At 38.9% G+C, this 12,879-nt stretch carries 11 protein-coding genes; 8 read left to right on the forward strand and 3 right to left on the reverse strand.

Annotated elements, in window-relative coordinates; genetic code table 11:
* Positions 1 to 34 precede the first annotated feature (34 nt).
* A complete protein-coding gene (locus RCG21_RS12985) occupies positions 35 to 1,360 on the forward strand; it encodes a GntP family permease (RefSeq protein ID WP_133333630.1) in 1,326 nt (441 codons plus the stop codon).
* A 79-nt stretch (positions 1,361 to 1,439) separates the two neighbouring features.
* Here RCG21_RS12985 and RCG21_RS12990 read toward each other — a convergent pair whose 3' ends face one another.
* Positions 1,440 to 1,646 carry a DnaJ-like cysteine-rich domain-containing protein gene (locus RCG21_RS12990; RefSeq protein WP_026575151.1) on the reverse strand — a complete coding sequence of 69 codons (207 nt, stop codon included), beginning with the start codon at positions 1,644 to 1,646 and terminating at the stop codon, positions 1,440 to 1,442.
* A gap of 230 nt (positions 1,647 to 1,876) precedes the next feature.
* On the opposite strand from RCG21_RS12990, the gene RCG21_RS12995 reads away from it, so the two are divergent.
* Positions 1,877 to 3,052: a class I SAM-dependent methyltransferase gene (locus RCG21_RS12995; RefSeq protein ID WP_235824743.1), complete on the forward strand. Its 1,176-nt coding sequence runs from the start codon at positions 1,877 to 1,879 to the stop codon at positions 3,050 to 3,052.
* A 45-nt stretch (positions 3,053 to 3,097) separates the two neighbouring features.
* Here RCG21_RS12995 and RCG21_RS13000 read toward each other — a convergent pair whose 3' ends face one another.
* Entirely contained in the window at positions 3,098 to 4,507 is a 1,410-nt protein-coding gene (locus tag RCG21_RS13000; protein ID WP_308913239.1) for a sigma-54 interaction domain-containing protein, read from the reverse strand.
* A 213-nt stretch (positions 4,508 to 4,720) separates the two neighbouring features.
* Here RCG21_RS13000 and RCG21_RS13005 point away from each other — a divergent pair, with 213 nt between their 5' ends.
* The 4 genes from RCG21_RS13005 (at position 4,721) to RCG21_RS13020 (ending at position 9,335) form a co-directional block, all read left to right on the forward strand.
* Positions 4,721 to 5,929, forward strand: coding sequence for an ornithine--oxo-acid transaminase (locus RCG21_RS13005; RefSeq protein ID WP_133333628.1), 1,209 nt, complete (start codon positions 4,721 to 4,723; stop codon positions 5,927 to 5,929).
* 73 nt (positions 5,930 to 6,002) lie between these two features.
* Positions 6,003 to 7,268, forward strand: a complete 1,266-nt coding sequence (locus RCG21_RS13010; RefSeq protein WP_235824759.1) for a Glu/Leu/Phe/Val family dehydrogenase — start codon at positions 6,003 to 6,005, stop codon at positions 7,266 to 7,268.
* A 357-nt stretch (positions 7,269 to 7,625) separates the two neighbouring features.
* Complete coding sequence (locus tag RCG21_RS13015) at positions 7,626 to 9,065, forward strand: amino acid permease (RefSeq protein WP_133333626.1); 1,440 nt, start codon at positions 7,626 to 7,628, stop codon at positions 9,063 to 9,065.
* An 87-nt stretch (positions 9,066 to 9,152) separates the two neighbouring features.
* Positions 9,153 to 9,335 carry a hypothetical protein gene (locus tag RCG21_RS13020; RefSeq protein WP_133333625.1) on the forward strand — a complete coding sequence of 61 codons (183 nt, stop codon included), beginning with the start codon at positions 9,153 to 9,155 and terminating at the stop codon, positions 9,333 to 9,335.
* Between the two features lie 90 nt (positions 9,336 to 9,425).
* Here the strand turns inward: RCG21_RS13020 and RCG21_RS13025 are convergent, their stop codons facing one another.
* The gene (locus RCG21_RS13025; RefSeq protein ID WP_133333624.1) at positions 9,426 to 10,214 is read right to left on the reverse strand and encodes a TIGR00266 family protein; all 789 of its coding nucleotides are present in this window, start codon (positions 10,212 to 10,214) and stop codon (positions 9,426 to 9,428) included.
* A gap of 336 nt (positions 10,215 to 10,550) precedes the next feature.
* On the opposite strand from RCG21_RS13025, the gene RCG21_RS13030 reads away from it, so the two are divergent.
* Both RCG21_RS13030 and RCG21_RS13035 read left to right on the forward strand, forming a co-directional pair.
* Positions 10,551 to 12,296, forward strand: a complete 1,746-nt coding sequence (locus tag RCG21_RS13030; RefSeq protein WP_133333623.1) for a SulP family inorganic anion transporter — start codon at positions 10,551 to 10,553, stop codon at positions 12,294 to 12,296.
* A gap of 15 nt (positions 12,297 to 12,311) precedes the next feature.
* Positions 12,312 to 12,668 carry an ArsR/SmtB family transcription factor gene (locus RCG21_RS13035; RefSeq protein ID WP_026575161.1) on the forward strand — a complete coding sequence of 119 codons (357 nt, stop codon included), beginning with the start codon at positions 12,312 to 12,314 and terminating at the stop codon, positions 12,666 to 12,668.
* Positions 12,669 to 12,879: the final 211 nt, after the last annotated feature.

Genomic DNA, 12,879 nt, shown 5'->3' on the forward strand with positions numbered 1-12,879 from the left:
TCAGGAAAACATATTAGTAGGACGGTGAATATATTTGGATACATACTTATTGTTGATGACAGTCATCTCGATTCTCATTGTCGTGGTCGGAGTATCGGTTTTTAAGTGGCATGCATTTATTAGTTTACTTGTAGCCAGTATGTTTTTAGCGCTAGTAGCGGGAGTGCCGCTTGATAAAATTGTTGCAGCCTATGAGACAGGAGTTGGCGGTGTTTTAGGACACTTAATTGGGATCCTTGCCTTAGGAACCATATTGGGTAAAATGATGGCCGACACAGGTGCAGGGACACAAATAGCAGAATTTTTTATTCGAGCATTTGGAGTTAAGAACCTGCCATGGGCGATGTTACTATCTGGTTTTATTATCGGTATTCCCGTATTTTTTGAAGTAGGAATTTTAATTTTATTACCATTGGTCATTTCCATTTGGAAAACATCAAAGCAAAATATTTTACTAATCGCACTGCCGTGTATTACAGGTTTATCTATTGTTCACGGCCTTGTCCCGCCGCACCCAGGGGCATTAGCAGCCATTAGTATTTATAAAGCCAATCTTGGAAAAGTCTTAATCTATTCTCTCGTTGTGGCAATTATACCGGCAATCCTCGCAGGCCCGATATTTGCAAAATGGGTTCATAAACGGGTGATTCCAGAAGGAGAGCCTGAATTAATTAAAATTGAAACCAGGTCCACCTCCTTACCTGGAACGGGGATATCCTTTTTTATTATCCTTCTTCCGGTTATTTTGATGGTTTTATCGGCTGTAGCACCATATTTGGGATTGACTCCAGGGTTAATGAAATTTTTTACTTTTATCGGCAGTCCGATTATTGCGCTTCTCATTTCCGTTTTTGTGGCTTATTATTTTCTCGGGATGCGCAAGGGAATGGACCGAGGCCTGATTAAAAAATTAACCGAAGAATGCCTGCTCCCAATTGGATCGATTGCGCTCATTATTGGTGCAGGTGGGGGATTTAAAGGGATTTTAATTGAGAGTGGGGTAGGGGATACCATTGCTAAAATGGCAAATAATTTATCCTTGTCACCATTGGTGCTTGCTTTCATCATTGCGGGTTTAATCCGAATTGCTACGGGTTCTGCAACCGTCGCACTCACCACTGCAGCCGGAATTGTCTCACCGGTCATTCAGCATATGTCGGGGGTTAACCTTGAATTGCTGGTTATTGTGACAGGTGCAGGTTCCTTAATGTTTTCGCATGTGAACGATGCCGGCTTTTGGATGGTAAAAGAGTATTTAGGATTAAGTGTGGTAGAAACCTTTAAAACGTGGACCGTGTTAGAAACGATTCTTTCATTTGTAGCGTTTGCTGTAGCAATGATACTAGATACATTCCTTTAGGTAGTTTTTTACAAGAAATAGAAAATGATTTCAGCAAAAAACCCTTCGATTTTCCATCGAAGGGTTTGATTTTTAATGATTATCTCGTTTCCTCCCAATCTGTATACGTACCGCTGCCCTGACAGCCTGGGCATTCAAAGGAATTGAAATAAGCAAATTCATTATAGGGATAAACGGTGTAGCCTCTGCCTTGGCAATCAGGACATTTGCCTTGGTCTTTCATGTTGGAGACAAAATTTTGGTATTTATTTTCTCTCCATTGATTATAGGAGTTGAGTAATCCCATTTCCATCACCTCAGTTTTTCATTAGTATGAGTAAAAAATGGAATATTTATGCTTGTATTTTTCCTTTAAAAACAGAATCCGTTATAATAATTAGATTCCATTGCAGAGAATTTTACTTAATTGTTATAATGATTCATATCTTAAAAAGCAATCCTCTTATTAATAGTTTATGTATTAATACTTAAGTTTGTGAAATAAAATTCGACAAAATTCGGGTGGTGCCAGGCACTATGAAAACTATTCTTAGTCTCGCTAAATTATTTGAAGAAAAAAATATCTCTTATCAATTTGTTGGTCCAACTTCCTTGGCTATACAGGGAATTCAGATGGAAAGTTCGAAATCTATTTTTATTGATGTCCAATGGGATGCGCTTGAACAGGTTTATGCTTTGTTTCTAGATGATTTGCCTTCTGAGATTAAAAAAGATGTCAAAAGTGCTTCGTTCACTTTTGGTTACAATGAAAATAGGGTACATATTCATTGCGAATATAATACAACTATCCGAACCAACCCTTACCGAATTGCGGTAGAAATAGAGGAAGTAATGGTTTGGTGCTTATCATTTTATACATACTTGAATAACCCCAAAGTTAATCCGGTGCTAGCTGAAAAAGTTCATTCTTATCTCTTAAATAATCAAAAACAAATGACAAAAGCCAATCAGAGGGCATGGAATCAAAATAATTACGAAGCATTAATCAATCGATATGGAGAGCCTGCCAATGCTGCGATAAAAATAATAGAGAATCCGGAATGGCGTCTGCATCCATTTTTAAAATATATGGGGGATCTAAAAGATAAAAAAATCCTTCATTTAATGGGATCGAACGGGGTTAAGGGGGTAGCCCTTTCCTTATTGGGGGCAAATGTAACGATTGTTGATTTTTCTGTGGAAAATGAACGTTTTGCTAAAGAAGTAGCCCGAGAAGCAGGAGTTACACTAGAGTATGTAGTCTCAGATGTCTTAAACCTTTCAGATCTCATTCAAAACGAAGATTATGACATGGTCTTACTGGAATTAGGGGTATTACATTATTTTATTGACTTACATCCGTTATTTTCAACCATTTATTCCAAGCTTTCTAAAGGTGGAATCTTTATTCTTCATGAATTTCATCCCATCTCAACAAAGCTCATTACTTCAAGCGGGAAGAAACATAAAGTGACGGGGAATTATTTTGATCCGTCATTAGAAGAAGTCAATGTCGCTTTTTCGAAGCATATGGGTTCCGAACACCAGACGGAGCTTTCGAAGTCATTACAGCGGAAATGGATGTTAGGGGAAGTAGTAACTGCTGTAGGGCAAAACGGCCTTCGAATAACGGTATTAGAAGAAGAACCTAATCACAAAATCCATGATATTGGCTTACCGAAAACGTACACCTTAGTAGCGGGCAAATCTTAAAACCAAAAGGTGGTGTGCAATAAAATTTTGCACACCGCCTAATTTTTATTCGATATTCAGTTTCTTCATTCGATACTGCAGACTTTGTCGGCTTAGCCCAAGTAATTTTGCTGTTCTAGAGATATTATCATCATTCTTTTTCAAAACATGTTCGATGTAAGACTTTTCAAATAACTCCATCTGTTCCTTCAATGGAACAGCAACTTCCTCATTGCGGTTAATAAAGGTTTCAACGGAGGAAATTGGAATCATCCGTTCTTTTAACTGCATTTTATTCCGATATTGATAAGGAAGATGAATATAGCGGATTAATTCCTCATCCATCATATTGTTCATTGCCGCTTCAATAACATGTTCAAGCTCACGAACGTTACCAAACCAGTCATATTCAAGAAAGGATTCCTGTACCTCTTCGTGCAATCCTTTTACATTCATATGGAATCGTTTATTATATTTTTGAATAAAATGCTCGACGAGTAATGGAATATCATCTTTCCGTTCCCTTAATGGAGGGATAAAAACAGTTACGACCCCAAGCCTGTAATAAAGGTCCTTACGCATATGATTATTGGCAACCGCATCAATCGGATCTTCGTTAATATTAGCGATGACACGGACATCCACTGGAGTATCCTTTGTATCCCCAATCCTTCTTATTGTTTTTTCCTGAAGAACGCGCAATAATTTTGCTTGCAGATTCATATTTAAGGAATTAATTTCATCCAGCAGCAGAGTTCCGCCATTTGCTTGTTCAAATAGTCCTGGGGTATCCATTGCACCTGTAAACGCCCCGCGTTTTGTCCCAAAAAGCAAACTTTCGATTAAATTATCAGGCAGAGCCGCACAGTTCTGGGAAATGAATGGACCTGATAAGCGGTTACTGCCGTTATGGATGCTTTGCGCAAAAAGCTCTTTCCCAGTTCCGGTTTCACCGACAATTAACACATAGGAAGAGGTACGCGTTGCCCGCTTTGCACTTTCAATGACTTCTCTGATTGCCGGACTTTCCCCAATAATACTATCAAAGGTAAAACTTGGTGCACCCTTACCATTCATATTTCCCTTCATAAGGCGCTCAAGCTTTGTGATATCATTTGCAATTTCTACTGCACCTTGAATATCTCCGTCGGTATAAATTGGAATCGTGTTATTGATGGTTGAAATTTCTCGTCCCTTATTATTAAAGTAGGTTTGTTTTACATTTTTCGTTTCCTTACCTTCTTGTAAAGCTTTTACGAGTGTACTAGATTGATTATCCTTGAACCGGAAAACATCTAATAGATTTTTATGAATAACGTCTTGGATATCCATCGATTCCATTTGCATCATTTTTTTGTTATAGATAATGGTTTTTCCCGAACCGTCCACGGCATGAACACCAACATCCACTTCATCCAAAATCTGTTTGTACATCTGATTTACATATTCTAAGTATTCAATAGATTTTTTCTCCATAGTCATTCCCCTTGCTTCTTTCTCTATGATTCTATATTAACGGAAAAATAGGTGATACGCAAAATATTTTTGCGTTTAAGTGATTGAAAAATCAATATATGCAAAATAATATGGCGCTCAAAAAGCTGAAACCCTTTTCAAACCGCAAAAAATAAAGTTGGCACGAAACTTGCATATTAATTTAATGCAACGAAATGAAAGGGGAAATATAACATGACAGTAGCTACAACACAAAAATCATCTAACATTATTGAGCAAACACAAAAATATGGTGCTAATAACTACCATCCACTGCCAATCGTAATTGCGAAGGCTGAAGGAGTATGGGTAGAAAACCCAGAAGGTATTCGATACATGGATATGCTTAGTGCGTATTCAGCAGTAAACCAAGGACATCGTCATCCAAAAATCATTCAAGCATTAAAAGACCAAGCAGACCGTGTAACACTAACATCACGTGCATTCCACAGTGATCAACTTGGTCCATGGTATGAAAAAGTAAGTAAATTAACTGGTAAAGACATGGTATTGCCTATGAACACTGGTGCAGAAGCAGTGGAAACTGCTTTAAAAGCAGCTCGCCGCTGGGGCTACGATGTAAAAGGAATTGCTGAAAATCAAGCGGAAATTATTGCGTGCATTGGCAACTTCCACGGACGTACAATGGGTGCGGTAAGTATGTCATCTGATGCAGAATATAAGCGCGGATTCGGGCCAATGCTTCCAGGAATTAAATTAGTTCCATATGGTGACCTTGAAGCATTAAAAGCTGCAATTACTCCAAATACAGCTGCATTTATCATCGAGCCTATTCAAGGGGAAGCAGGAATCATTATCCCACCACAAGGTTTCTTAAAAGCAGCATCTGAACTATGTAAAGAAAACAATGTATTATTCATTGCAGATGAAATTCAAGCAGGTCTTGCTCGTACAGGTAAAATGTTTGCAGTTGAATGGGAAGAGGTAACTCCAGACATGTTGATTTTGGGTAAAGCACTTGGAGGCGGGGTATTCCCAATTTCCTGTGTGGTTGCAAACTCAGATGTATTAGGCGTATTTAACCCAGGTTCACACGGATCTACATTCGGTGGAAACCCACTTGCATGTGCTGTATCCATAGCAGCCTTAGAAGTACTTGAAGATGAGAAATTAGCTGAACGTTCTTTAGAATTAGGTAACTATTTCATTGAAAAATTAAAAACCATCAACAATCCAATGATTAAAGATGTTCGAGGAAGAGGATTATTTATTGGGGTTGAATTAACAGAAGAGGCAAGACCATATTGCGAACAATTGAAAGAAGAAGGTCTCCTTTGTAAGGAAACACATGATACAGTAATTCGCTTTGCCCCACCGCTTATTATTTCTAAAGAAGAAATCAATTGGGCATTCGAAAAAATTGAAAAAGTATTATCTAAATAATTTTATTTGTTAAACCAATACCATTACATTTATAGAGGTGTCAATCATGACCGCAAATACTGTGATAGATCAAATGACAAAAGAACAACAACAAGAAGAAGAAGCATTAAATTTGTTCTACTCAACCCAAACAGTGATTCAAAAAGCACTTTCAAAATTAGGATATACAAACGAAATGTTCGAGTTATTAAAAGAGCCAATTCGTTTATTAACTGTGCGCATTCCAGTAAGAATGGATGATGGAACTGTTCAAATTTTTACTGGTTACCGCTCCCAGCACAATGATGCAGTGGGTCCAACCAAAGGCGGCGTGCGTTTCCACCCAGAGGTAAATGAAGAAGAAGTAAAAGCACTGTCAATTTGGATGAGTTTAAAATGTGGAATCACCAACCTTCCATATGGAGGAGGTAAAGGCGGTATTATCTGTGATCCCAAAAAAATGTCATTCAGAGAGCTTGAACGCTTAAGCCGTGGCTATGTACGTGCAATCAGCCAGATCGTAGGACCTACAAAAGATATTCCAGCACCAGATGTTTATACAAACTCACAAATCATGGCTTGGATGATGGATGAATACAGCCGCTTACGCGAGTTTGACTCTCCAGGATTTATCACAGGTAAACCATTAGTGCTTGGTGGTTCACAAGGACGCGAAACTGCAACGGCAGCTGGTGTTACAATGTGTGTTAAAGAAGCAGTTAAGAAAAAAGGTATGGCTCTTGAAGGCGCACGCGTTGTTATTCAGGGGTTCGGAAACGCTGGAAGCTTCCTTGCAAAATTCATGCATGACGCAGGTGCAAAAGTTGTTGGCGTTTCGGATGTGTATGGTGCTATTTATGATGAAAACGGTCTTGATATTAATGATCTGTTAGATCGTAGAGATAGTTTCGGAACATTCTCTCAGCTATTTAAAAATACGATTACAAATGAAGAATTACTTGAATCAGATTGTGATATTCTTATCCCTGCTGCAATTTCAAACCAAATTACTGCTCACAATGCAGATAAAATTAAAGCTTCGATTATTGTAGAAGCAGCGAACGGACCAACTACACTTGAAGCAACAAAAATTTTAACTGAACGTGGCGTTCTTCTTGTTCCAGATATTCTTGCAAGTGCCGGTGGTGTAACTGTTTCTTATTTCGAATGGGTACAAAATAACCAAGGTTATTATTGGTCAGAAGAAGAAGTTGAAGAGAAGCTTGAAAAAGTAATGGTCGAATCGTTTGAAAATATCTACCAAGCTGCTCAAACTCATCAGGTAGATATGAGATTAGCAGCATATATGGTAGGAATTCGAAAAGTTGCAGAAGCATCACGCTTCCGTGGCTGGGTATAAGAGTCGGTTTAACATTGTATGTAAAAATATATAATGCTCTTTCCTTTTGTTTGGAAGGAGCATTTTTTTTGCAGTAATGTGCAAAAATATTTATATAAACGCAAAGAAATTTGGCGCATTTTGTCGAAAAAGTTCATAAATCAAACAATTATAGTTGGCATGAAACTTGCATATTTAAAAGAGAAATAGTGATAAATTAACAAGAATTGGCTCTTGCGCATTTTTTCAAATTAGCTTATTCTACTCATTGCAAGCAGGAACATTGAAAGCGTTCCCTATTGCATAGAATTGTCGCTATTTTCATTTTTTTTATCATATTGAAAGCGAATTCACATCAGGGATGAAAGGAGAAATTCTATGAATTTTCCAGAAAACAACAATCACGAATTAAAACGAACGATGAAGGCAAGGCATATTTTCATGATCTCCCTAGGGGGAGTAATCGGTTCTGGTTTATTCCTTGGATCTGGGTATACCATTAGCCAGGCAGGACCAACTGGTGCCATTCTTTCTTATATCGTAGGCGGATTTATAATGTTCTTAACGATGCTATGCCTTGGAGAACTATCGGTTGCCATGCCAGTTTCCGGTTCGTTTCAAACCTATACCACTAAATTTATTGGTCCCGGAACTGGGTTTGCACTTGGATGGTTGTATTGGTTAGGATGGGCAGTAACAGTTGCTTTGGAATTACTATCTGCCGGTCAGATGATGCAAAGATGGTTTGCTGATACACCAGTTTGGATTTGGAGTGCTGTTTTTGCAATCATCCTATTCGCTCTAAATGCACTTTCCGCACGTGCATTTGCTGAAGCTGAATTTTGGTTTGCAAGCATAAAAATTGCTGCCATTGTTTTATTTATTGTGTTAGGTGGAGCAGCGATGTTTGGATTAGTCCATATGAAGGGCGGAACGCCTGCACCATTCTTATCAAATTTCACTGCACATGGACTTCTACCGCATGGTCTTACTGCTTTACTTATTACCATGATTACGGTTAACTTTTCGTTCCAGGGCACCGAACTGATCGGGATTGCAGCAGGAGAAAGTGAAGAACCCGAGAAAACTATTCCGCAATCAATTAAACAAACAGTTTGGCGTACACTTTTCTTCTTTGTATTAGCGGTTTTTGTTGTAGCAGGACTTATCCCAATGAATAAAGCAGGGGTAGTCGAAAGTCCATTTGTTGTTGTTTTTGATAGCATTGGTATCCCTTATGCAGCAGACATCATGAATTTTGTTATCCTGACTGCATTATTATCAGTTGCAAACTCTGGCCTTTATGCAGCAACTCGGATGTTGTTTGCGATGTCAAAAGAGAAAATGACTAGCCCCGCTCTTACGAAAGTTTCTAAACGCGGTGTTCCAATTAACGCACTTGTCATTACGATGGTTATTGCACTATTATCTTTATTATCAGGATTTTTTGCTGAAGAAACTGTATTTTTATGGCTGCTTTCAGTAGCAGGCTTAGGCGCCCAAGTAGGCTGGATCTCTATCACAGCTTCGCAAATTGCTTTTCGTAGAAAGTTTATCCGTGAGGGTGGTAAAGTGGAGGACCTAAAATTCAGAACCCCGTTTTTCCCGCTTGTACCAATTTTAGGCTTAACATTAAACATTATCGTTCTTGCAAGTTTAGCGTTTGATAAGGATCAACGCTTGGCGCTTTACCTGGGAGTTCCGTTTGTCATTGCCTGCTACTTAATTTATCATTTCAAAATTAAGAAGAATCGTGAGCAGGATGGAACAGAAAGTCAAGAACTGCAGTTAAAAGAAAACAAAAAAATGGTTATATAAAATACAAAAAACGCTCATTTTGAGCGTTTTTTGTATTTTTATCATAAAGGAATGAAAAATATCAATACTAAGCTTGAGGTGATTTTGATGGGAAAATGGAACGAGCAGGCAGCAGCTAATAATAATTTACCACCAAAGACCATTCGTTCTTCTGAGATGCTATTAGGGAACAAAGCAAATCACGAGTTTTCCGAAGAGCTTTCAGATGGCGGGGAGAGGGATCAAAACATTCAAATTCTTGAAAATAGTCCAAAGAATCCAACCAAATAATGTTTTTAAAAGTGACGAACAAGAAAAATTCGTCACTTTTATTTTAAACAGATTAAAAGCAGGGCCAAAAATACGGCCCTGCTTTCTCTATCAATCTCCATTAAACATATCAAAAATGCCTTTGGCAATGCTGCCTTCATCTTTAGCGCCTCCGCGGGAAGGGGCTGCTGCAAACACACGGCTAGCAAGCCGGCTGAACGGCAGTGATTGAATCCAAACAGAACCCGGTCCACGCAAGGTGGCAAAGAATAAACCTTCGCCTCCGAACAAAGCTGTTTTGACTCCTTTTACAAATTCAATATCATATTGAACATTACTCGTTAATGCCACTAAGCAACCGGTATCGACACGCAGGCTTTGACCAGGAAGTAGTTCTTTGCGAATTATCGTACCACCGGCGTGAACAAACGCTAGTCCATCGCCTTCAAGTTTTTGCATAATAAAACCTTCACCGCCAAAAAAACCAACCCCAATTTTTCGTTGGAATTCAATCCCTACAGTAACCCCTTTTGCAGCGGCTAAGAAAGCATCCTTTTGACAAATAATTTTACCGCCTAACTCACTTAGGTCCATCGGAATTACTTTTCCGGGATAAGGGGCTGCAAAGGAAACATGTTTTTTACCTACGCCTTGATTCGTAAAGGTAGTCATAAATAGACTTTCACCGGTCAGCATCCGTTTTCCGGCGCTGAATAGTTTGCCCATTAGGCCGCCACCGCCGCCGCTTCCATCACCAAAGATTGTCTCCATATGTATGTCATCTTCCATCATCATAAAGCTTCCGGCTTCAGCAATGACCGTTTCTTGCGGATCCAATTCTACCTCTACAAACTGCATGTCATCCCCATAAATTTTATAATCAATTTCGTGGTTATTCATGTCTATCCCTCCACTTTTCAAATCAAGCTTCCATCTTTATTGTAAAAGATTTAGGAAAGAAGTGCTAATAGAATTTGGAGAAATTGAACAAAAAAAGACGCCTTTCAAAGAAGGCGCCTTCTCGCGTATTGAGGCGAAGAACCACACTCCACATAGTGTGTTCCATGAAGGAATGTTCTTCGGCTTACACAACTCAGCTCATCGCTCTGTTATTATAGCATCTGCGAAAATAGAAAACAAGTGAAATTTTTTTGAAAAAAGTATTGCTAAAACCTTCGTGTTATCCTATATTCAAATAATCAGATATATAAAAATAAGAAGATAAGAAGGGTTCATATGTTGATTGACAAAAGATTCCATCATTATTCCATACGCAGTGTACCAAAAGATCTCATTTCGGGATTAATTGTAGGCGTCATCGCGATTCCTTTAGGAATGGCGTTCGCCATCGCTTCAGGGGTGAAGCCGGAGTATGGAATCTATACGACGATTGTCGCAGGGATCCTTATCTCCTTATTAGGCGGTTCGAAGTATCAAATTGGCGGTCCGACCGGAGCATTTATTCCGATTCTTTTCGGAATTGTCATGACTTATGGCTATGAAAACCTGATAATTGCTGGATTTTTAGCCGGGATTATGCTGACATTGATGGGGATTTTTAAGCTGGGCTCGCTCATCAAATACATTCCGCGTCCAGTCACAATTGGTTTTACCACCGGGATTGCCGTAACGATTTTTACAGGGCAGGTGGCAAGCTTTTTAGGGCTTTCGGGAATCAAAAAACATGAAGAGTTTATTCTCAACCTTAAGGAAATCTTTGTTCATCTTGGTACTGCCAATTTTTACAGTATTTTAACAGCTGGGATTTGCTTGATCACAATTATATTGACTCCAAAGATCGTGCCAAGGGTGCCCGGCCCGCTGATTGGTTTAGTCGTATCCACCCTTGCGGCAACATTTTTTTATCCTGGTCAAGTAGCGACAATTGGAACATCCTATGGGGAAATCCCTAGTACATTGCCACAAATTCAGATTCCACATTTAAGTGTGGAAATGATTGTGAAATTGTTAAAACCGGCCTTTGTCATTGCCATGCTTGGCGGGATTGAATCTCTATTATCTGCTGTTGTTGCGGATGGAATGACAAATAGCCGCCATAACAGCAATAAGGAACTGATTGGGCAGGGAATAGCTAATATGATAACGCCATTATTTGGTGGAATTCCGGCAACCGGGGCTTTGGCCCGAACAGCAACCAATATAAAAAATGGAGCTGTTTCACCGCTTTCCGGGATTATTCATGGGATCGTGGTTTTACTTGTGCTCTTATTTTTTGCCCCCCATGCATCCTATATCCCGCTAGCGAGTATGGCGCCGATTTTAATGGTGGTTGCCTGGAACATGAGTGAAAGAAAAGTGTTTTCCCAAATATTTAAAACAAAATCGATGGATTCTTTAACCTTGCTCGTTACTTTTCTATTAACGGTTTTTGTCAATTTGACAACTGCGGTGGAAGTAGGTCTTGTAATGTCAGCGCTTATCTTTGTGAAGAGGATGAGTGATGTAACGGTTACGGCAAAGGCTTTGCCAAACCGCGAGCATAAGCATGAAAAAGTGGATACAAATATGGTGACGGATACACATGATTGTCCGCAAATTAGTATTTTTAATGTGGAGGGACCATTGTTTTTCGGGGCAGCTCAAACCTTTGAAAAAACAATCATGAGTACGATTAACTACCGTCCAGGAATCCTTTTATTGCGAATGGGACGGGTTCCATTTATGGACACAACGGGTGAGGCGATTTTAGCCAGTATTGTCCGTCATTTTTCAAAAAGTGGTATAGTTATCATATCAGGTCTGAATGCACAGCCGGAAAGAGTTCTACAGAAGACCGGCCTCTATCAAATGATTGGAGAGGATCATTTCTTTGAGCATACAGGTGAAGCGATTCAGTACGCCCTCATACAGATTAACAAAAACAAATGTTTAGGCTGTAAACATTTTGCCTTTAGGGAGTGTAGTAAGTTATCTGCTTCTGGGGCTGCAGAAGGTAGGAAAAAGTTATCGGCTACCTTCTAGAAAGGAGTGGAAAATTTGAATTTAGAAATGCAGCAATTTAAAGCGGAGTTTTTCAAGGCGCTTGCCCACCCATTACGAATCCGCATTTTAGAACTGTTAGCTGAAGGGGATAAAAATGTTAATGAAATTCAAACCTTAGTTGGCAGTGAAGGATCCGCTGTTTCCCAGCAGTTGCAGGTTTTAAGGGCAAAAAATATTGTCTCAGGGACAAAAGAAGGAAATAAAGTGATTTATACCCTAAAAGATCCTATGATTATTGAATTATTAGCTGTAGCTCGTCAAATCTTTAATAACCACCTTGTTGATACCATCTCTATATTAGATAAATTTAAAGATGGAGAAGAAGAGTTGACGCTCACGCCGAAGAATTAAGTTCTTCGGCGTTTTCCTATTTATAGCTCAAATATTATTCGACAATTTCCTTCTCTTTTATTTTCATTACCCTGTCCTTTTAGAAGATTTAATGAGGTAATAAACAATGGAATAGGAACGATTTACTGCGATGGATGTAGGATATTGTAGATTTGTGTCAACTGTTCCTTTCTTGACAATATACCTAATAAATGTTAAATTTTAATCAGCC

Source organism: Bacillus salipaludis, assembly GCF_030938565.1.
GTDB lineage: Bacteria > Bacillota > Bacilli > Bacillales > Cytobacillaceae > Neobacillus > Neobacillus salipaludis_A.

What these genes read in the sequence shown, in the direction of transcription:
- RCG21_RS12990 (WP_026575151.1), bottom strand. Translation starts at nt 1,646, where the DNA reads ATGGGATTACTCAACTCCTATAATCAATGGAGAGAAAATAAATACCAA.
- RCG21_RS12995 (WP_235824743.1), top strand. Translation starts at nt 1,877, where the DNA reads ATGAAAACTATTCTTAGTCTCGCTAAATTATTTGAAGAAAAAAATATC.
- RCG21_RS13000 (WP_308913239.1), bottom strand. Translation starts at nt 4,507, where the DNA reads ATGGAGAAAAAATCTATTGAATACTTAGAATATGTAAATCAGATGTAC.
- RCG21_RS13005 (WP_133333628.1), top strand. Translation starts at nt 4,721, where the DNA reads ATGACAGTAGCTACAACACAAAAATCATCTAACATTATTGAGCAAACA.
- RCG21_RS13010 (WP_235824759.1), top strand. Translation starts at nt 6,003, where the DNA reads ATGACAAAAGAACAACAACAAGAAGAAGAAGCATTAAATTTGTTCTAC.
- RCG21_RS13015 (WP_133333626.1), top strand. Translation starts at nt 7,626, where the DNA reads ATGAATTTTCCAGAAAACAACAATCACGAATTAAAACGAACGATGAAG.
- RCG21_RS13020 (WP_133333625.1), top strand. Translation starts at nt 9,153, where the DNA reads ATGGGAAAATGGAACGAGCAGGCAGCAGCTAATAATAATTTACCACCA.
- RCG21_RS13025 (WP_133333624.1), bottom strand. Translation starts at nt 10,214, where the DNA reads ATGAATAACCACGAAATTGATTATAAAATTTATGGGGATGACATGCAG.
- RCG21_RS13030 (WP_133333623.1), top strand. Translation starts at nt 10,551, where the DNA reads ATGTTGATTGACAAAAGATTCCATCATTATTCCATACGCAGTGTACCA.